An 18,993-nucleotide genomic window follows, 5' to 3' on the forward strand; every position below is an offset into this window, starting at 1 on the left:
CGCCGGTGGCCGTCCCGAAATGATGAGAGTTTATGCAAGGTACATTGTTTTAAACGAAGATGATCAGGTAAGGCCTATTGAGATTGAGAAGTGGGTTCCGAATCCGGAGAGACCCGGTTATCTGAAATACGCCGGCAACCGGACTATGGGAGAAGTTTTCACCGAACTTAAGAAAAGACTTGAGAATGACGGTCTCCTGCCGGATGAATATTTTTGCATATTCGGAGATTACAGGGGTGACAGGGATAAGCCCTTTCCTGAAGGGTACAGGTGGATCGCCTGTTATCCCGTGACCGGCTCAAATGAAGGACATTATATTCACATAGACGCTTTAGTGCCACGTGAAAAGGATGGAGAGCACTACCTGGAAAGCGTTCTTGTCTTCCTGGGTAAGACCTTTCAGGGCTTCGACTTCGCGGCGAAAGTGGCCGCCGCCTGCGCGAAGCACTTAGGAGCGTAAGAGCAAATTGCAGTTTTCCAACAATGACCTGGCTTTGCCAGGTCACCCCTTCAAGGGGTGAGGATTATGGTTGATTCTTTAGGCAACAAAAGTTATCTTTTTGACTCATGATCACCGAGTGATTAGTCGTGCGCGTTGTTCCTAGAACAAAAAGGTAATTAACAAGATACAACAATTCAGAGAAAAGTTAGGTAAGACAGTAACAGTAGCTTGATGGAACGCCGTGTGCAGTGACCACGGTGTGAAGGGAGGGAAAAGGAGACCGTAACAGGTAATGCTGACGATTATCCTTACCTATCCCTATCGAAAATGGATACAGAGAAACTTATAAAGCTAGGTAACGATATTCAGAAAGTAGACGCGGAATTAATCCGTCGGGTTGAGGAAGTACAAAAGAAAAGCGAAGTTGCGTAATTAAAACCGGGCCGTGCAGCCCGTAGACCAATCATCCGAAAGGAGGGATTGGATGCGGGCTGCGGCCCGTATCCGCAATATGAGAAATATTGAGTGTTCAAATCAATATACCGGGCAAACCCCAAAAACCCTGGCTTCGATAGCCAGGGAAGAAGCAGCCCGGTATGGAGTGGAATCAACGGAGCTTCCTGGTGTGCTTGCTTCAATTTTGGGGGATGTGCCTGATGAAACCATGCTGTATTTGTTGCAGCAGGGACTGCGGGGATTAATGGAAATGTCTATCAATGAATTAATGGAACTAAAGGGTATGGATAAGGAAAAGGCTATGCGGCTTGCCGCCGCTTTCGAGCTCAGCCGGCGTATAGCTAGGCAAATGCCCGAAAAAAGACCTTGCATCAGGTGTCCCCAGGATGCTGCGGCGCTGGTAATGGAAGATATGCGTTACCTGGATCGGGAGCATTTCGTAGCCTTGTTGTTAAATTTAAAAAACGAGATCATAGCTCGGAAGACAATTTCCATTGGTTCGATAAACTCTTTAATACTTGACCCCCGGGATGTATTCAAGGCAGCCATCAAGCGAGACGCAGCCAGTGTGGTACTGGTACACAATCATCCCAGCGGGGATCCCGAACCAAGTAAGGAAGATATAGGGGTAACTAATAGATTTGTTGAAGCCGGCAATATTATTGGAATCCATATCCTGGACCACCTGATTATAGGTGATAAACGGTTTGTGAGTTTGAAAGAAAAAGGTATAATTCAATAGCCTTTGAAAAACGTACAAAATTTGATAAAAATCATGGATATCCTAAGAGTTGCAGTAATTGTTAAAAGGTCCGGTTTATTCGGATCGTCTTGTCCGGGAGTTGTGAAATGTTTTTCCCGGTCCTTGTTTAGGACCGGGAAAAACCGCATGGATTCCCGGAGAAAAGTAAGGTTGGATAATATTTTATCCAGCTAAACAGGCTATGTCCGATTTTCGGACGCCCGCAGTGCGGGTTCAGCCTGTAGCCACCGGCCTGCCGGTGTGCAGGCTGCCTTCCAGTGGAAGGTTGCGTGGCTTAGGGTGCTTAACGCGAAGCGTTCCTTGACAACCCCTTGCATTTTCCCGGAAAATAACCTTTTCAGGTTACTTTCCGGGAAGGTGCAAGGACCGTCGAAGACGGTAATGTTTTTCGCCGTCGGGCGTTTGGGAATACGGGGCTTGCCCCGTCACAACATGCCTGGGCAAGGCAGGTTGTGACGGGGTCGGGTTGTGACCCCGTCGGGGTAGTTTTTTCGCGGGTTTCATTTTAGGCCTTGGTAATAAAAAATGGTGTGATTATACTCAAGGCTAGCTTTCTTATTGCCAAAATACTGGTATTCCAGCGAGGTTTTAATCAGGGAGAAAGGGGGTAATTTATTTGGGTTTTCCAGTTAAGGCCGGGACAAGGTATACGGGTGATAAACAAATTGACCGATTGCTTAGGCAGTTGGATGATCTATATCGTTCCAGTCATGCGGGATGGAGCAAGACCAGAAAATTTAGGTTTCATCAGTTTAAGTTGTTTTTAAAATTTGCTGCAAAGGTTGGACTATCTGACATTAGATATATTAAGCCATCCCATGTAAAAGCTTTCGTAGAATGGCGAAGGAAAAATAAAATCAGTGAGGGGACTATTTTATCAGATTTATCAACAATAAGATTCTGGCATGAGCAAATTCCACTACGGAAATATAACATGCCGCCAAACAATGTGCTTTTGGGAAAGGGTGAGCTCCGTGACCGCTCGTGGAAGAGGCGCTGAAAAACTTAATCAGGGAGACCGGGAGAATGAACCGGTTCCATCGGCTTTTAAGCCTCTGTGGCAGCAGTTTGAAAAAATATTTAAAAATGCGGTAAAGGATTATTACGGAGCAAAAGATACACTTTTTAAAAATCGCAGCAGGATGAGACAATTTGTCATCTTCTGCGCCAGAGAATTTAAAATGAGGAATTTGCGAAACATTAGCGACAAGCATATTGGAGCGTATATAGAGTGGCGCCGGCAGCAGGGGAGGACGGAGAAGGTTATAAAGAACGACCTTTCCGCCATCAGGATGTTCCATAAGTTTATTCCCAATGCGCGGCACCGCATATCGGGAAACGAAAAATTCAACCTGCAGTCCACCCCGGATGGCAGGAAGGACAGGGCGTGGGAGGAACATGAGTACCGGGCGATGATTGACCATGCCAGAAGGCTGGGCCGGCGCGATGTGGAGATGGTTATGAGGCTTGCCAGGAACAGCGGCCTGCGGATTCATGAATGTTTGCGTATCAACAAAAAGATGGCGGAGAAATTCATTAATACGGGGGTAATCACTATAAAGGGGAAGGGTGGCAGAGTCAGGGACGTGCCGCTCAGGGATGAGGCCCGCCAGGTGTTGAAAGCGGCCGCGGAGATGGTCGAGAATGACAATGATAAACTATTTGTTCCCAGAGGCAAGCGGACGGACCTTGTTAAGGATTCAATAGAGAATTTTATCAGAGAGCACAGGGACAAGTGTCAGAAATCGGACATTAGGGAAGAGAACATCAATATAACCTTTCACGGGCTTAGGCATACTTATGCCCGGGAAGAGTATCTTAAGAGGTTGAACAACGGGGTGAGAAAGAAAAAGGCTCAGAGGGAGGTGGCGCTGCTGCTGGGGCACGGAAGGCCTGAAGTGGTGAAAATATATCTTGGGTCTTTGGGGAGGGAATAGAATTTAATTAAATAAAATTGTTGAATTGCTGTAACAATATTGTTACAATAAGCATAAATATATGTGTATCATGTAACAATATAACATGAGGAAGGGGGTATTATATTTGACTGATAATATCTATAACTTAATTGGTAAACGTTTGAAAGAGGCCAGAGAAGCACTAGGTCTATCTCAGGAGTACGTGGCAAAGTACCTTGGAATAAATAGGGTTCAATTATCCTATTATGAAACTGGAAAAAGGGAAATTGATATGGGAACTTTAATTAAGCTTGCAGATCTGTATGGATATTCAAGATCTTATTTTATTGAAGGTGATGATTCAGAATTTCCAGCAACAGTTTCCTTTCGGGCTCAAGGGATTGCTGAAGAAGATTTAGAAACAATTGCATTTGTTCAGCGATTTGCTAAGAATTTAAACTTTTTAAATCTGCTCTTAGGAGGCAAGGACTAAGTGGTAATTATAGAAAAAGCCAAGACCTGGGCTAATGAAACTCGAAATTCATTAGGTATTGGGTCCTTAGATTCAATTAATATTTTTTCTATTTTTCGTATATTGGGTATCTCTTGCATAATTCGTCCACTTCAAACGGATATATCCGGCTTATTTATACGAAATGGGACTGCTGAAGTGATTTTGATTAATTCGGCTCGAACTTTAGGACATCAATATTTTACTGCTGCTCATGAACTTTGCCACTTGTTATATCATAAGAGCCTTGCTGGGCAAATTTGTAATGTAGGCCTTTTTAGTCAACATTCCTCTTTGGAAAAAGAAGCTGATAATTATGCTGGATATTTCTTGGCTCCCGATGAGGCAATAAAATATCGTTTATATAAACGTGTTGGAACATCTCGCCCCATAACTTTATCCGATTGTATCTTTCTCGAACAATATTTTCAAATTAGTCATCATGAAATGTTGATTCGTTTGCGTCAAATGGGAATAATTACTAAACAGCAACTTGAAGAGTGGCGTCCAGGAATTATTAGGAATGCTCGAGAATTGGGATATGATACTAAATTGTATAAGCCGACAAATGTTAATGTAATAATATCAGATTATGCTGAAAAAACTAAAGAAGCTCTTAATAAAGAGTTAATATCTCGAGGTAAATATGAAGAATTGCTACTCGAAGCAGGCTTAGCTGAAATTCTGTTTAACGAGGAGGGGGAGGATGAGTAGTATCCCCTTCCCTTTAGTATTTGATAATGATTGTTTGGCATCTTTTCTTTGGGTTAAACGTACAGATATTCTAAGAGATCTTTATGATTCTCAAATGCTTGTACCGGATTTAGTTGTTAGCGAATTGGATTATCTTCGTCAAACAAAATATTCGTTTGTTTGCGATGAGCTCGACAAGTTGTTTGATGATGGTTATTTAAAAATTGAAAGATTACCTATAACAGGTCCGTTAGCTAGTCAATTTATTAAATTAGAAAATGGTATTTTAACCGGTATTTCTATGGGTCAAGGTGAAGCTGCCGCAATAGTATTTGCTCAGCATTTTGGAGGAACTTTAGCCAGTAATAATTTAAAGGATATAAGACAATTTTGTGAGCAGCATCATATTCCTTACATATGTACTCATAATATTTTATATGAAGCTTATTCCAATGGGTTAATAACTTTAGATGAAGGACAAGCAATCTGGCAAGAAATGAAAAGGCGAAAACGTCTACTTCCTTCTTACGACTTTTACGAGTGTGTAAAGCGCTTCAGGAATGGAATTGTGCGTTAGTAGTGGTAAAATCAAACTTTGTTATTAAGGAAAGGAAGTAGATAAATTATGGGTGAAAAATTAAAGTCAGATAATGGAGAAATTAATAGCAAACCAAATATTGATAAACTTATAAAAAATATAGAGAAAGAGGAAATAAAGATTAAACTTCCTTCCGGTAAAGAAATAAAAATTTTAGGCTACATAAATGTGAAAAGCCTCGAAAGATTTGGTCAGGCAATAAGGCAGAACAAATCACCCCGTAATGCTTTTCTTAAAATGATTTTTACCTTGATAAGATCTGATAATGATGTAGAGATTGAAGAATTAGTAGCTTTGCCTAATGAAGAGCTTATTTGTTTAGGGAATAGATTATTATCTAAAGATGACTATTTAAAAGAGGTTTTTGATTCAATAACTGATGAAATAGATTTTTTTGAAAAGTTTAAGAGAATTTGGGAAAAGTGTTGGGAAAAACAAAAAGAGAGACTTGGAAAATTATTTACAAACAATTTGGGTTTAACAAAAAAATTATATGTTGCTCCGGTTGCAAATCAGTTTTTGGAAATTAATAGTTATAAAATGAATGGGATTCGTGTAGGTATGCTAGATGCATTAAGTAAAATAAAACCAATTATAGATATTTCAGATAGTTTAAAACCAATAATAGATATGACTAAAGAAGCTAGAACACTGATGATGAGTAAGGAAATAACTAATAAAATAACTACAAGTCCTTATATTGAGAACTTGACAGGTTTGGGTAATATAGTAAAATTAACAGTTCTTTCTGAAAACATATTAACAAAAAATAGAGGGCTGGATTGGACAAAATTAAATCCCGGCACATTACATAGTGCGGGATTATATTATGACAATATAAATAAAGCCTTTAGGGAATTATCCAGGTCATATCAAAGTCTTTTTAATTCTGATAGATTGTTTAGCGTGTATAATAGATACCCTGAAATATCAGAACTTTCTTCTGTTGAATATTACAATGAAGTAAATTTGGTAGACATTATTTTGAATAGGGAATATAAAGATAAGGATAGTTATGGTAATGATATAGAAGCAAAACACAGGGAAGCAAGAAATAAAATACATTCAAATACAGAAGAAGTGCTGCCTTCTCTTTTGTCAGTGGTGGATCCAAGTCTTACTAAAATGTGGGAGGGCGCATTATATGCCTTAGACTCAGATAACCCTGACCGCATTAGACATTTTGCCGTATCTTCGCGCGAATTACTAACCCGTATTTTTCATATTTTAGCTCCAGATGATGAGGTTAAGAAATGGACCACATTGCCAGAACACTACTCAAATGGCCGTCCTACTAGGAGAGCACGTTTGGAATATATTTGTCGAAATATTAAAAGCAATTCTTTGAAAGATTTTGTTAAAAAAGATATAGATTCACTTTTAGCTTTTTATGACCTTCTTCAATCGGGAACTCACAAAATTGATAACAATTATAGCGAAGAAGAGCTTGAAATATTAAGATTAAGAATGGAGCATTTTTTGCGTTATATCTTGGAAATTTGGCAAATTAATTAATAAGATTGGTTTTTAAAAAATTATCAATTCATTTTTAAATATGAATTGGTTGTTTTCTTAAAGATATGTTGAGCCATGAGTTTAATGGCTTAATGAGCTTTTTAATTCTTCTATTGCCACTTTCTTCAGGTATTTGAAAGCCAGTCAAATATAAGAGTTCTTTGAGTTTTTTCTGTGTGGCCAATGGTTCTGAAGCGTCAAAGTATGTGTTTAACCATAACTGTCTTCCTGTAATGTCTTGAATTATAATAAATTTCCTTTTCGTAGGCCGGGTATGGCATATCCATACTCTTTAGACGGCGACAATCGTCCCGTCCTATCAGACCTCCGCGAATCAGGGCGTTTCAATTTCCCGAAGGGAATTATCTTTTTTTAGACGCGGACCCCTGGAGCCCTTGTGTTTCAAGGCCTCCGGGACTAGTTTGCGAAAACACGCAGATTTTTACCATAAATAACCAATTTCACTGCCCTTATCAATGACCCCAGAAACATTTTCCAACCCTACACTTCGCTATTGACGCGGCTTTTCCTGCTTTATCCGTAAAAAATTTTGTTTTGCGAGCACCTCCGGGGTTTTTTGCACACCGGAGGTGCTCGATATCTGAAAATTAAATCATTTCCTATTCATTTGAACTTTAAACTATATATATCCCATCTCCAAATGGATCCATACCGGTACCCACCCGTTCAACCTTTCCGGAACAATGTTTACACAGCCGGTAAAAGATAATACTATCTTCGTTTTTTCTTATTAATTTCTCCAGTTTATACCGCAATATTAAGTAATCTTCCCTGTGCAGGCTGCATTCAAACACGCTGTATTGCGCCCGGGCCCCATAATCTTTCAGCGTTTTATAGACCCGTTTTTTCCGGCGGTCATCGCTTATGTCATATGTGAAAGCACTAAATCCATAAAAGTTAGGTGTCCCACGTGGAAGGTACACTCCATGCGGGGCGTCTTTTTTCCAAATGAAGCCTGTACCGTTAAGATGCGGGCCTTTTCTTTTTTTCGGGGAAAGCGGGTCTCGGAAATGCCCCCCGCCCAGGTGGGAAAAGTCGGCAAGCGACAGGGTCATGGCCCAAACATACCGGGAAAGGGCCGGGCTAAAGTCTGCCCGGCGTAAAGGTTCGGTTCAAGCTTCGTCAAGGGCGGGGAACCGACCAGAAGTGATGAGCCCGGAAGAAAAAAGGCGGTTTATTCAGAGCTTGTATTACAACTAAGAAAGGCATTTTGATTCGGCTTCGTCTGGCGTGGGGAACTGGCCTGGGATACAGCTCCTTCAGAGTTTGTACCCTTGATGCGGTATGTACGCAGAAGGGCGATACTGGAAGGGGACTTTCGGCAGGGCTTTTATCTTATGCGGGCGGGAAGACCCCTCCCGTTCAGGGGAAGGGATGAGAGCGGCGGCTCGTTCTTTTTGCCCGCGATAATTTTTGCCTGCGGACAGGAAAAACCGGAAATGTATAGAAAAAAACACACCGGGAGGTAGCACACTATGTCATCTGTTTCCGGAGATTTGCTGCCGCCCCGCGAAGTGGCTGCCCTGCTCCGGGTCACCACCCGGACCCTGCTCAACTGGGAGCGGAAGGGTATTCTTATGCCCGTGCGCCTGCCCTCAGACCACCGGCAGTACAGGAAGGCTGAGGTGGAGGAGTTAGTAAATCGCGGGTGTCCGGGCGAAGTCTACGGACTGAGGAGAGGTAGAGATGAGGCCGGGGCGAATTCTCTGCCTTACCGTTGTTCTGCTGGTCCTGCTCTTCTTGCTTACGGGCTGTGGCAGGAGGGCCTCCACATCCAGGGTGGCTTCCCTGGTTGCGGATACGCCCGCCGGGGAGCGGGCAGAGACTGTCCAGAAGTAACCCCCGGCCGCCGGGGAGCAGGCACAGGTCCGCGTGCTCCCCGCCTGGTTACCTCCGTCTCCGATGGCGACACGGTGCATGTAAACCTGAACGGTAAAAATGAGCGGGTCCAGCTTATCGGCGTCAACTGCCCGGAGATAGCGCACCCGGACCTGGGGATAAAGGAGTAGCCCTACGGCCAAGAAGCGAAGGCATACACCGAAAGGCATCTCTCTGGGAAAAAGGTCTGGCTGGAGTTCGGCGTACAGGAAAGAGATAAATACAGCCGCCTGTTGGCTTACGTCTGGCCGGAACAGTCCTCTTCGGGCTCCGGAGAGGAAGTGCAGGCCAAAATGTTCAATGCCCGGCTTCTGCTGGATGGCTACGCCCAGGTGATGACAGTCCCGCCCAACGTGAAGTATGCGGATCTATTTGTTAAATTCCAGCGTGAGGCCAGGAACCAGGGGAAAGGGTTGTGGGGTGCTGCTGTCATAACTCCGGCTCCGATCGGTAAGACTGGCGGCGGGGCGAAGTACATTGGTAACTCGAACTCCAAGAAGTTTCATTGCCCGGACTGCTGGTGGGCGGCCGAAATAGCTCCACAAAACCGGGTGGATTTCCGGAGCAGGGAAGAGACGGTTAAGGCAGGGTACATGCCGTGTAAGGTATGCAGGCTGTGAGGGAGTATTATAGAACCGCTGCGGGAAGACCTGCCTCCCTTCAGGGGGCGGGATGAAAGCGGCGGCTGAGAAGTATCGCCGAGGGCCATACAGGCATTTGGCGTAGTTGTGACGGTTGCCTTCGGGGGAATTTTGGAGTTGCCCCGGTGTAACTGCCAAATAGGTTCCATCAGCCTGAGAGACAGGAAGCTCTACTCCTTCAGAGGTGGGAAGGAAGTCACTATGGCTGCAATAGATAACCTTATTGAACAAATCGAGGACAAGGTACTCCGTACCCGGTTGCAGAGCGAGGTTAACCGGCTGATCAAGGAGAAGAAATTTGGGCTAGTATTCGAGGAACATCTGCCGGAACTAACGCCGATCTACAGTGCCGAGGTACGCAAAGGCTGCCTGGTGGCCTTGCGGGGCCGGACTCTCACCGACACCTGGCGCGTATTGTCGGTCAGCGACGGGAAGGCTCATTGTATAAACCGTTCAAACGGAGAAGAACAGGAGATCCCAATAGAAGATCTGGTAGTGGTGCGACAGTTTGGTGAGCCTATCTTTCCCTCCCTCATTCCTATGGATCGAGTGCAGAATGGCCCCGAAGACGCTCCTTGGCACATCCTCATTGAAGCAGATAACTACCACGCCCTCCAACTTCTTGAATATTGCTACTCCGGGCAGGTAGACTGCATTTACATCGACCCGCCCTATAACACTGGCGCGCGAGATTGGAAGTACAACAACGACTATGTGGATGCCAACGACCGTTGGCGGCATAGTAAGTGGTTGGCGATGATGAAGCGGAGACTGGTGTTGGCCAAGCGGCTACTCAAGTCTAATGGAGTACTAATTATCGCCATTGATGACAACGAGTTGGCACACCTGATCTGTCTACTGGAAGAACTCATGCCTGAGTATGAGCGAACCTTGGTGACTGTTGTTCATAATCCGCGTGGCAACATATATAAGAATTTTGCTCAAACTCACGAGTACGCGATCTATTTGATACCAAAAGATAAATCTGTAGTGTCCCGTATTACCATCAAAAACACTTCTCCAAGAAAGTTAAGGCGATGGGGACATAACTCTACGCGGCAGGCTCGGCCCACTATGTTTTACCCGATTTATGTTAAGAACGGACGAGTATCTCGTGTTGGTGACGTGCCGCCTGATGATTTTCATCCCCCGGGGAGAAATGTCTATTTGGGCGATGAAATAGAAGTCTGGCCGATTGACCAGCACGGGATTGAGCGGCGATGGAATTTTGGGTTGGATACAATTAACGACAACCTTGACCGGATTGTTGCTTTGCCGGTAGGCGATGGTATTGATTTGTTTTTGTCAGAAGAGATTTCCCCTCCAAAAACAGTCTGGGTTGCACCGGAACTCGATGCTGGAAGCTATGGTAGTTCCTTGGTTGAAAAAATCGTTGGTGATAAGTTCCCTTACCCCAAATCGCTTTATACAGTACTACGAGCAATTGAAGCCGTTGTAAAAGATCGGCCTAACGCCCTTGTGGTGGACTTCTTCGCCGGCTCTGGTACCACGCTGCATGCTGTTAATCTACTCAACGCCACTGATGGAGGACAACGGCGCTGCATTCTGGTAACTAATAACGAAGTCTCCGAAGAGGAATCCCGGCGTCTTGTCGCCCGGGGTTACCGGCCGGGTGAACCGGAATGGGAAAAACACGGTATCTGCCGGTCAGTAACCTGGCCACGATCTAAATACACCATTCTTGGCCGCCGTGACGACGGCTCGGAGCTGGAAGGCGAATATCTGACCGGTAAGACCATTGTCAAAGAAAAACCGCGCAGCTTTAAGCAGATCGGATTTGCTGAACCATCCGCCCTTAAAACCGCCGCCAAGAAGAAGCAGCTTGTGGCCCTGATTGAGGGTATTCCTCAGTCTGCGGTCACTAAAGATTCCCCCTTCATTGTTTCGGATCGATATCCAGCCTCGATCCTGTTTGACGAGACACACGCAGAAGCGTGGCTGGCCGCATTGGAAGGTCAGGAGCATATTACCGACTTTTACATAGTCACTTCCAGTAGCAAGGTCTTTAAGGATCTCAAGGCACGCATCACAAATTTGCTTGGCCCTATCACAGTCACTGAGGAAGAGAAACGCCCTATGCGGGAGGGTTTCCCCGCCAACCTGGAATACTTTAAGCTCGACTTCCTGGAGAAGGATCAAGTGGCACTAGGACGTCAGTTCCGGGAGATTCTACCGATTCTGTGGCTACGGGCGGGTGCCTTCGGGCAACGGCCAGAGCTGCCCGAGAATGAACCGATCCCGGACATGCTAATTCCGGAGCATAACCACTTTGCAGTCTTGATCGATGAAACCCGTTTTTCGGCCTTTCTGGATGCCTTGGCAGGGCGGCTTGATATCACCCATGTATTCATCGTCACCGATTCTGAAGAGGCTTTTCAGGAAATGGCGGCACGGATAAATGCCCCTCACGTAATCCAACTTTATCGGGACTATCTCGAGAATTTCTTAATCAATAAAGGTGATTGAGTATGAAGGTCAGTTTGTTTGATTTCCAGAAAGATGCCCTGAGCGATCTAAGGAACAAGTTGAGAGCAGCCCGTCAACTGGCGTCTATCGATAATCCGCAGGTAATTTCTTTTTCCGCGCCAACCGGTTCCGGCAAAACTATTATCATGGCAGCACTGTTCGAAAACATTCTATTTGGTGAGGCAGACTTTGAGGCGCAGCCTGACGCCGTGATCCTCTGGATCTCGGATATGCCCGAGTTGAACGAGCAGACACGGCTAAAAATTGAAGGCAAGTCCGATCGCATCCGGGTGCACCAACTGGTTACCATCGGCTCAACCTTCGACGCCGAGAGGCTGGACGGCGGCCATATCTATTTTGTGAACACACAAAAGCTAGGAAGCGACAAATTACTTACGCGCCACGGCGACAATCGCCAGTACACCATTTGGGAGACGTTTACCAACACGGCCAAAGCCCTGCCCGATCGCTTCTATGTGGTGATAGACGAAGCTCATCGGGGAATGCGGACTAATGGTGATACCCGAAAGGCACAGACCATCCTGCAACGGTTCCTATTGGGGAGCGATGAGGATGGTCTGTGTCGGATGCCTTTGGTCATCGGAGTTTCAGCCACACCAGAACGCTTTGAGAATTTGCTGCGGGATAGTACGTCCCATACCATTTACAGGTGTAAAGTACCGACGGAGGAGGTTCGTAAATCTGGACTGCTCAAAGACCGTATCCTGATTCATTATCCAGATACGGCTACACAGGCAGAAATGGCACTGCTCGCAGAGGCCACCAAGCGTTGGCAACAGATGGGAGAGCGCTGGCGGAAATACTGCCAACGCGAAGGGGAATGTATAGTTCACCCGATTTTAGTTGTCCAGGTGGAAGACGGTACCGATAATGCCCTGACTAGGACAGACCTGGGCACAGTCATATCTACCATTGAGAACACCATTGGCAGGCAATTGCGGGAGGGTGAGGTGGCGCATACCTTTAACGAGTGTGGCGATCTTAATATCAATGGCCACCGGGTACGCCGGATTGAGGCATCAAGAATTGAAGAAGACCGCAATATTGGAGTAGTCCTGTTCAAGATGAGCCTCTCTACCGGCTGGGACTGCCCTCGTGCCGAGGTTCTGATGTCCTTCCGCCGGGCGCAGGACCACACCTACATTGCCCAACTAGTTGGGCGCATGGTTCGCACGCCCCTTGCCCGACGTGTAGAATCGGATGCCGCCCTCAATGACGTACACATGTTTCTGCCCCATTACGATCAGGCCGCTGTGGAAGCAGTTATCGAGGATTTGAAAAACGTCGAAGAGGTACCACCATCAGAAACTGGAACCAGCCGCGAGTTGGTGACACTCCAGCGTCGTCCCGGGGCAGAAGCGATCTTCGAGTCTATTGCTGAGCAGCTCACAACCTACCGTGTCAATGCGGTCCGGAAGCAGAGCGCGCTAAGGCGGCTAATGGGCCTTGGTCGAGGGCTTACCCAAGACCTCATTGACAAACATGCCCAAAACAGGGTAAAAGAAATGATTGTCGAGTGGATGGGGCATGAAGTAAAGCGGTTGCGGCAATCAGGAACATTCGACAAAAAAGTTAGGCAGATCATTGGCATCGACTTAAAGACGGTCGCGGTCGAGCATGGAACCGGCCTTGTTAAGGATGAAGGGAAGTATAGTATAGAAGCCGCTTCAGCGGATATCGACCGTCTTTTCGAGCAAGCCGGACGTCTCCTTGGCAATGGACTCCACATGGAATACTGGAAGGCACAGGGCGAACGTGAGGCCGATACCGTTAAAGTGGAGGTCATTGTTCTTTCGCAAGATTACGATAGTATGCGTAACCTAGAGACTCAAGCGGAAATGGAATTCAACCGGCTGTACAAGCAGCATAAAAACGACATTGCCCGCTTGAAGGAACAAAGGCGTAATCACTACGAAAAACTGCGCTTGGCTGCTGGTGAGCCGCAGGACATTTCTTGGCAATTGCCTGAAATCATAGGATTCAAACGCAGCGTAGAGGCTCCGTCATTCGATAAACATCTTTATGTGGAAGAAGATGGATATTTCAGAGCCGATCTTGGACCATGGGAGCGAGAGGTTCTTGAGGAAGAGTTGCAAGATGAGTCCGTAGTTGCATGGTTGCGCAACCTGGATCGTAAACCATGGTCGCTTGAGATTCCTTATCGGGACGGTAGTGGAACGCCTCGTCCTATGTTTCCCGATATACTGATCGTTCGCAAAGATAAGGAGCGATTTCTATTTGATATCTTAGAGCCCCACGACCCCAGCCGTGATGACAATTATCTAAAGGCAATCGGGCTGGCCGAGTTTGCCGAGAGACACTGGGATCAGTTTGACCGGATTCAGTTGATTCGTAAAAAGAGTGGACCTAGATATCAGCAACGGTATTATAGATTGGATATGGGTGATCCAGCAGTTCGTAGGAAGGTGCTGGCAGTTACCAGCAATCAGCAGCTAGACCAATTATTTGATCAGGAAGCAACAGTGAGAAGCTGATTAACTTGATGAGCATAGCATTAGCAGATGCTAATCGATCACCAGCGGGCGCAAAACTGGATAGATTTCTTCGGTTTCAGGCTCTACGGTGCACTGGGAAGGGACAGGGAGAAGTCGGGTTTCCACGCCAGCGGGCACATACACGGCCTGGGAATAAAGGAGATGGTGGAAACGGTGCGTTCAGAGATATTGGTCCTGGTGCACACGGAGGACCAGGACTTCTTCCGGCGGTTCGAGGGGGCGTGCAGGGTGGTGTTCCCGCAGAAGGGGGAGAGGGTGACGATAGGGTGAGGGGAACTTTTCTCCGGCTTGCTTTTTGGGGAGGAATTGCTTCCACCGCCGTAGGTTATCTGGGTGCTTTGCTTGAAGTTATAAGCAAACAAGGCGTTATGGTACGTGGGTGTTGTATGCCCGGAAATTGTTGATTTTTCCGGGGTTTTTCAGGATCGGGGTGTCAAACTTGAAATAAACTTGAACTTAAGGGTTTAAGGCGAATCCAATAATTTACACCTTTTTCAGCCCAGCTATTGAGAAATAAGTGGCTATTTTTGAGAAATTTTAAATGGCCATTGATAGACAAATACCGTTGCTAGCATAGGAGGTGAACACACATGACTGATATACTTGCCCGCTGGGTAAAGAAAACCGGCCCAGCTAAAAGGTTTGCCCTTTTTGCTCTAGCGGCATTTATATTTATGGCAATTGCTACGGGTTGTGCAAGTTCCAGTTCAAACAGTTCTCCAGCAGACAATACGGCTGTTGAACAGAGCGCTTCGGTTCAACAGGAAGAAAAGCAGGTCTCAGAGCCGTTCGCTTCTCAGGAAGAACAGCGAGCGGAAACGGCTCTGAATAAACAGGAGATTAGCGGAGAAAAACCCGCCGTCAGCGGCACTCTTAAAGTCCACTTCATGGATGTCGACCAGGCTGACGCAATTCTTATCCAGCTCCCATCCGGCCAGAACATCCTGATTGACGGCGGTAATAACGATGACGGGAGCCTGGTAGTGAACTACCTCAAACAGCAGGGCGTTAAAAGCCTTGACCATGTCATCGGTACCCATCCCCACGAGGACCATATCGGCGGCCTGGATGTTGTCATCAAGAGCTTCGAGGTAGGGAAAGTCTACCTGCCGCGGGTATCCCACACTACCAAAACTTATGAAGACCTCCTGCTCGCAATCAAAAACAAAGGTCTCAGGGTTACCCAGGCCAAGGCCGGTGTTAAGCTGGACGTTGGCCCGGGCGTAGAAACATTACTGGTTGCTCCAAACAGCTCTGGCTATGAGGACCTCAACAACTACAGCGCAGTGTTGAAGCTTACATACGGAAGTACCGGTTTTCTGTTTACCGGCGACGCCGAGGCGGAGTCAGAAAGCGAAATGCTTCGGGCCGGCTATGACCTGAAGGCCGATGTGCTCAAGGTAGGCCACCATGGTAGCCACAGTTCCACCACACCGGCCTTTCTTAAGGCTGTATCGCCGAAGTACGCTGTCATTTCCGTTGGTAAGGGTAATGACTATGGCCATCCCCACTCTGAAACCCTGGCCAAACTTGCAGCGGCGGGCGTACAGGTCTTCCGCACCGACCTTCAGGGAACTATTATCGCTACCAGTGATGGGAAGAGCATAACCTTTAACAAGAAGGCTTCTCCGGTTAAAGAGCGCGCGCCTGGCGCATCTTCTTCAAACGGTAGCATTCCTGTTACGCCGCCCGCTTCTGCTTCTTCCGGTGGCGTAAAGATAGCGGGTATTGACCTGGGCGGTGAGGTGGTCACCATTAAGAACACCGGCAGTAAGGCAGTAGATATATCCGGCTGGAGGCTTGTTAGCGAAACGGGTAATCAGAGTTTTACCTTCCCGTCCGGGACAGTCATACCGGCAGGAGGCACGTTAAAGGTTGTGAGCGGCAGGAATGCGCAGGCCGATCCTGATACGCTGGTATGGACCAGGAAATACATTTGGAACAATGACGGCGACCCCGGAATCCTTTATGATGCTCAAGGCAACCCGGTTTCGCGGTATCAGTAATGGAGGTGTGTGAGTGCTTATAATTGACCGCTTTGAGGGCGAAATGGCGGTAATTGAATATAACGGCAGGACTTTTAACTTGCCGCGCAGCCTGTTACCGGCGGAGGCAAAAGAAGGAGATGTGCTTAGAGTATCGATAACTGTCGATAAAGAGCAGACGACAAAACGCAAGAAGAAAATTAAAAGTCTTATGGATGAGCTTTTTGAATAAGTTTTAATCCATTCCCTCTCTTACGAGAGGGCGAGATTGCTGACAAACCCGGGTTTTGCCCCGGGTTTAACTTTACATTGCATATTTCAAGCTAAATTGCTTTTGCGAAAACTTTTGTATTATCCGAACCAGCAGTGGTAAAAAAGGAGGGTTACCCCTCTTCCAGAGATAATTTGCCATCTTTTTCATATTCTGACAGGCAGCTGTCAATAAGCACTGCTCCATAACTTTTGCTCTACCCCTATAACGGGCATAGCGTAACCCGTGGAGTTCTTTGGCATCAGCAAAACTCCGCTCAACAGTTTCTTTTCTTCTTTTGTATAAGGCTTTCCCCCGCTCACTGAGGCGGTTCTGTCTTACCCAGTCTTTGCTATCTTCCCAAACGTGTCGAGTAATTACTTTAGTATAGCTTTTGGAATGGGTGCATTTAGATAAATATTTGCAGATTTTGCATATCCGGGGGTCTGAAACATATTCCCGGAACCCCTGGCGGTTGGTGGTACGGTAGGTAAGTTTCTGTTTGGCAGGACATATATAGCAGTCATTTTCCTTATCATATTTGAATTGCCATTTGTGAAATAAGCCTTTCTTAGGATGGTAACGTCGATGGGCTATAACAGCAAAAATATCTCTTTTTTGCAGTTCATGGCATATAGGCATGGTTAAATACCCGGCATCCAGGGCTACTGCTTCCACTTCAAAGCCAAAGCGCTTTATCTGACGGTCCAAACGGCCTATGTAAGGTGCAGAATCATGCACATTTCCGGGGGTAACATATACGTCGGTAATCAAGCTTAGCTTTCCATCAACCGTTACGTGGTTAAGGTAATAAAAACCCTGGGGTTTGCCGTCCCTAACCATGTAGCCACTTTCCGGGTCCGTGGTGCTCACCCGTATTTCTTTGTTTTTTTCAAGTTGTTCTTCTTTTGGTTTCAACGGCTTTTTTCCATGCTTTTTTCTATCATCCTCCACTGAATGCTCCAGTTCTTCCAAATAAGCTTGAGTTGAACGTTTCACTTTTTTGAGTGTGAATTTATTTTTGTTGGCATTGGCCTTTAAATGTGTAGAGTCCGTAAATAACTCTTTTCCATCTATTAGTCCTTTCTTAATTGCTTGCATAACTATTTCATCAAATATTTCCTGACAAATATTTGTGCCATTAAATCTACGCCGCCGGTTCTGGCTAATGGTGGAATGATGAGGAACTTTATCTGTTAGGGAAAGGCCCAAAAACCAACGGTAAGCTATGTTAACCTCTATTTCTTTAACCAGTTGCCGTTCAGATCTTATGCCAAAGAGGTAGCCAATAAAAAGCATTTTAAAAAGCATTACGGGATCTACACAAGGACGACCGTTATCCGGGCAATATAGGTGTTTGACCTTTTCTCTTATGAAGTTAAAGTCTATGAAGCGACTTATTTTCCTCAGCAAGTGATCTTCAGGTACCAGTTGTTCTAGGCAAACAAGTTCCAGTTGTCCTTGGCGGTACTCTGGTTTTTTTAACATGTTTGTTCGCTCCTAATTCTTATTTACTCAATTTTACCATAAAATAAAAGGCTGTTGACTTGTTTTTGTCAACAGCCTCTCCCTCTCTTACGAGAGGGCTTTTCTTTTTTGGAGCGGTGTTACCGCCAGGGTTGTCTCTTATGTAGTGCCTCGCACTTATTGTGGATTAGACATCGGTGAAAACCCGGACCGGATGGTAATTTTGGCGAGACTCAAGATGCAGTGGGTTTTCAAAGAGCTGCAAAGGCGTTCACGTGGAGGTTGCAGCAAATTTTAGTATTTTTTCGGCCCATTCATGGAAGGGGTTGATTAATTTGGGTTCGAATTATTACCGCAATTAACTTGTAGGGAGAAGGTGGGTTATAGCATAGATTCTAGCTGGGAAAACAAACATTCCAATAAATTATGACACTTCTCTGTTATACCTCGCTTTCCTAGTTCCCAATCTCTTACGGAAGATGGGTTAACTCCGAGCAAATGAGCAAATTCTTTTTGCTTTAACCCTAGCAATAGGCGTGCTGCACGGACTTTATCAGCTAGTACATCTTTTTCGAATGGTGCATTCGGAATTGTCAGTATGCCGGGTGAGATCCCAAGTACACGAGCAAGTTTTATTGCAGTAGGCAGTGTCAGATTATTTTTACCACGTTCGGTATTTCTAATCGTGACCTCTGAGACTCCAGCCTTATAAGCTAACTTCTTTATGGAAAGTCCCGCCATTTGTCGTAATTGGCGCAACCTTTTGCCCGGCGGCAGCGACATGTCGATGTCAGGGAATTGGTAAGAGGATAAAAGTTCCTTTATCTGTTGCTTCACTAACTCATAATCGT

Annotated in this window: 17 protein-coding genes and 1 pseudogene; 15 read left to right on the plus strand and 3 right to left on the minus strand. The window is 45.8% G+C overall.

Annotated features, from left to right (window positions below; all coding sequences use genetic code 11):
• Nucleotides 1–19: 19 nt before the first annotated feature.
• The 8 genes from ACX4JR_RS04150 to ACX4JR_RS04185 all read left to right on the plus strand — a co-directional run bounded on the left by ACX4JR_RS04150 (nt 20) and on the right by ACX4JR_RS04185 (nt 6,876).
• Entirely contained in the window at nt 20–460 is a 441-nt protein-coding gene (locus tag ACX4JR_RS04150) for a hypothetical protein (protein ID WP_476059788.1), read from the plus strand.
• 466 nt (nt 461–926) lie between these two features.
• On the plus strand, nt 927–1,640 hold the full coding sequence (gene radC, locus ACX4JR_RS04155) for a RadC family protein (protein WP_476059789.1): 714 nt from the start codon (nt 927–929) through the stop codon (nt 1,638–1,640).
• A gap of 637 nt (nt 1,641–2,277) precedes the next feature.
• Entirely contained in the window at nt 2,278–2,661 is a 384-nt protein-coding gene (locus tag ACX4JR_RS04160) for a site-specific integrase (protein WP_476059790.1), read from the plus strand.
• Complete coding sequence (locus ACX4JR_RS04165) at nt 2,636–3,598, plus strand: tyrosine-type recombinase/integrase (protein ID WP_476059791.1); 963 nt, start codon at nt 2,636–2,638, stop codon at nt 3,596–3,598. The genes ACX4JR_RS04160 and ACX4JR_RS04165 overlap by 26 nt, the downstream gene beginning before the upstream one ends.
• Before the next feature lie 106 nt (nt 3,599–3,704).
• The gene (locus tag ACX4JR_RS04170; protein WP_476059792.1) at nt 3,705–4,052 is read left to right on the plus strand and encodes a helix-turn-helix domain-containing protein; all 348 of its coding nucleotides are present in this window, start codon (nt 3,705–3,707) and stop codon (nt 4,050–4,052) included.
• Nucleotides 4,053–4,784, plus strand: coding sequence for an ImmA/IrrE family metallo-endopeptidase (locus ACX4JR_RS04175; RefSeq protein ID WP_476059793.1), 732 nt, complete (start codon nt 4,053–4,055; stop codon nt 4,782–4,784).
• Nucleotides 4,777–5,340, plus strand: coding sequence for a PIN domain-containing protein (locus tag ACX4JR_RS04180; protein ID WP_476059794.1), 564 nt, complete (start codon nt 4,777–4,779; stop codon nt 5,338–5,340). The genes ACX4JR_RS04175 and ACX4JR_RS04180 overlap by 8 nt, the downstream gene beginning before the upstream one ends.
• A gap of 48 nt (nt 5,341–5,388) precedes the next feature.
• The gene (locus ACX4JR_RS04185) at nt 5,389–6,876 is read left to right on the plus strand and encodes a pPIWI-associating nuclease domain-containing protein (RefSeq protein WP_476059795.1); all 1,488 of its coding nucleotides are present in this window, start codon (nt 5,389–5,391) and stop codon (nt 6,874–6,876) included.
• A gap of 635 nt (nt 6,877–7,511) precedes the next feature.
• On the opposite strand, the gene cas2 is transcribed toward ACX4JR_RS04185, so the two are convergent.
• Nucleotides 7,512–7,952, minus strand: coding sequence for a CRISPR-associated endonuclease Cas2 (gene cas2, locus ACX4JR_RS04190; protein ID WP_476059796.1), 441 nt, complete (start codon nt 7,950–7,952; stop codon nt 7,512–7,514).
• Nucleotides 7,953–8,372: 420 nt separating this feature from the next.
• Here cas2 and ACX4JR_RS04195 point away from each other — a divergent pair, with 420 nt between their 5' ends.
• From ACX4JR_RS04195 to ACX4JR_RS04225, 7 genes and pseudogenes are all read left to right on the plus strand, one after another.
• Nucleotides 8,373–8,906 (plus strand): MerR family DNA-binding transcriptional regulator, encoded by a 534-nt coding sequence (locus tag ACX4JR_RS04195; RefSeq protein ID WP_476059797.1) that lies wholly within the window; start codon nt 8,373–8,375, stop codon nt 8,904–8,906.
• A gap of 12 nt (nt 8,907–8,918) precedes the next feature.
• Nucleotides 8,919–9,395 (plus strand): annotated as a pseudogene (locus tag ACX4JR_RS04200) (thermonuclease family protein); the annotation flags it as partial.
• A gap of 222 nt (nt 9,396–9,617) precedes the next feature.
• The gene (locus ACX4JR_RS04205; RefSeq protein ID WP_476059798.1) at nt 9,618–11,903 is read left to right on the plus strand and encodes a site-specific DNA-methyltransferase; all 2,286 of its coding nucleotides are present in this window, start codon (nt 9,618–9,620) and stop codon (nt 11,901–11,903) included.
• A 2-nt stretch (nt 11,904–11,905) separates the two neighbouring features.
• Nucleotides 11,906–14,419, plus strand: coding sequence for a DEAD/DEAH box helicase (locus ACX4JR_RS04210; protein WP_476059799.1), 2,514 nt, complete (start codon nt 11,906–11,908; stop codon nt 14,417–14,419).
• A gap of 27 nt (nt 14,420–14,446) precedes the next feature.
• Nucleotides 14,447–14,710 (plus strand): hypothetical protein, encoded by a 264-nt coding sequence (locus tag ACX4JR_RS04215; RefSeq protein WP_476059800.1) that lies wholly within the window; start codon nt 14,447–14,449, stop codon nt 14,708–14,710.
• A 320-nt stretch (nt 14,711–15,030) separates the two neighbouring features.
• Nucleotides 15,031–16,446 carry an MBL fold metallo-hydrolase gene (locus ACX4JR_RS04220; RefSeq protein ID WP_476059801.1) on the plus strand — a complete coding sequence of 472 codons (1,416 nt, stop codon included), beginning with the start codon at nt 15,031–15,033 and terminating at the stop codon, nt 16,444–16,446.
• Nucleotides 16,447–16,459: 13 nt separating this feature from the next.
• The gene (locus ACX4JR_RS04225; RefSeq protein WP_476059802.1) at nt 16,460–16,657 is read left to right on the plus strand and encodes a DUF3006 domain-containing protein; all 198 of its coding nucleotides are present in this window, start codon (nt 16,460–16,462) and stop codon (nt 16,655–16,657) included.
• Between the two features lie 72 nt (nt 16,658–16,729).
• Here the strand turns inward: ACX4JR_RS04225 and ACX4JR_RS04230 are convergent, their stop codons facing one another.
• Complete coding sequence (locus ACX4JR_RS04230) at nt 16,730–18,163, minus strand: IS1182 family transposase (RefSeq protein WP_476058086.1); 1,434 nt, start codon at nt 18,161–18,163, stop codon at nt 16,730–16,732.
• Between the two features lie 360 nt (nt 18,164–18,523).
• Complete coding sequence (locus ACX4JR_RS04235) at nt 18,524–18,979, minus strand: helix-turn-helix domain-containing protein (RefSeq protein ID WP_476059803.1); 456 nt, start codon at nt 18,977–18,979, stop codon at nt 18,524–18,526.
• Between the last annotated feature and the right edge of the window lie 14 nt (nt 18,980–18,993).

This window comes from Desulfofundulus sp. JL263-se (genome assembly GCF_056316025.1).

Bases quoted from the DNA above. Each gene is read 5' to 3' on its own strand.
- ACX4JR_RS04150 (WP_476059788.1), top strand. From the start codon at position 20: ATGATGAGAGTTTATGCAAGGTACATTGTTTTAAACGAAGATGATCAG.
- radC (WP_476059789.1), top strand. From the start codon at position 927: ATGCGGGCTGCGGCCCGTATCCGCAATATGAGAAATATTGAGTGTTCA.
- ACX4JR_RS04180 (WP_476059794.1), top strand. From the start codon at position 4,777: ATGAGTAGTATCCCCTTCCCTTTAGTATTTGATAATGATTGTTTGGCA.
- ACX4JR_RS04185 (WP_476059795.1), top strand. From the start codon at position 5,389: ATGGGTGAAAAATTAAAGTCAGATAATGGAGAAATTAATAGCAAACCA.
- cas2 (WP_476059796.1), bottom strand. From the start codon at position 7,952: ATGACCCTGTCGCTTGCCGACTTTTCCCACCTGGGCGGGGGGCATTTC.
- ACX4JR_RS04195 (WP_476059797.1), top strand. From the start codon at position 8,373: ATGTCATCTGTTTCCGGAGATTTGCTGCCGCCCCGCGAAGTGGCTGCC.
- ACX4JR_RS04205 (WP_476059798.1), top strand. From the start codon at position 9,618: ATGGCTGCAATAGATAACCTTATTGAACAAATCGAGGACAAGGTACTC.
- ACX4JR_RS04210 (WP_476059799.1), top strand. From the start codon at position 11,906: ATGAAGGTCAGTTTGTTTGATTTCCAGAAAGATGCCCTGAGCGATCTA.
- ACX4JR_RS04215 (WP_476059800.1), top strand. From the start codon at position 14,447: ATGCTAATCGATCACCAGCGGGCGCAAAACTGGATAGATTTCTTCGGT.
- ACX4JR_RS04220 (WP_476059801.1), top strand. From the start codon at position 15,031: ATGACTGATATACTTGCCCGCTGGGTAAAGAAAACCGGCCCAGCTAAA.
- ACX4JR_RS04230 (WP_476058086.1), bottom strand. From the start codon at position 18,163: ATGTTAAAAAAACCAGAGTACCGCCAAGGACAACTGGAACTTGTTTGC.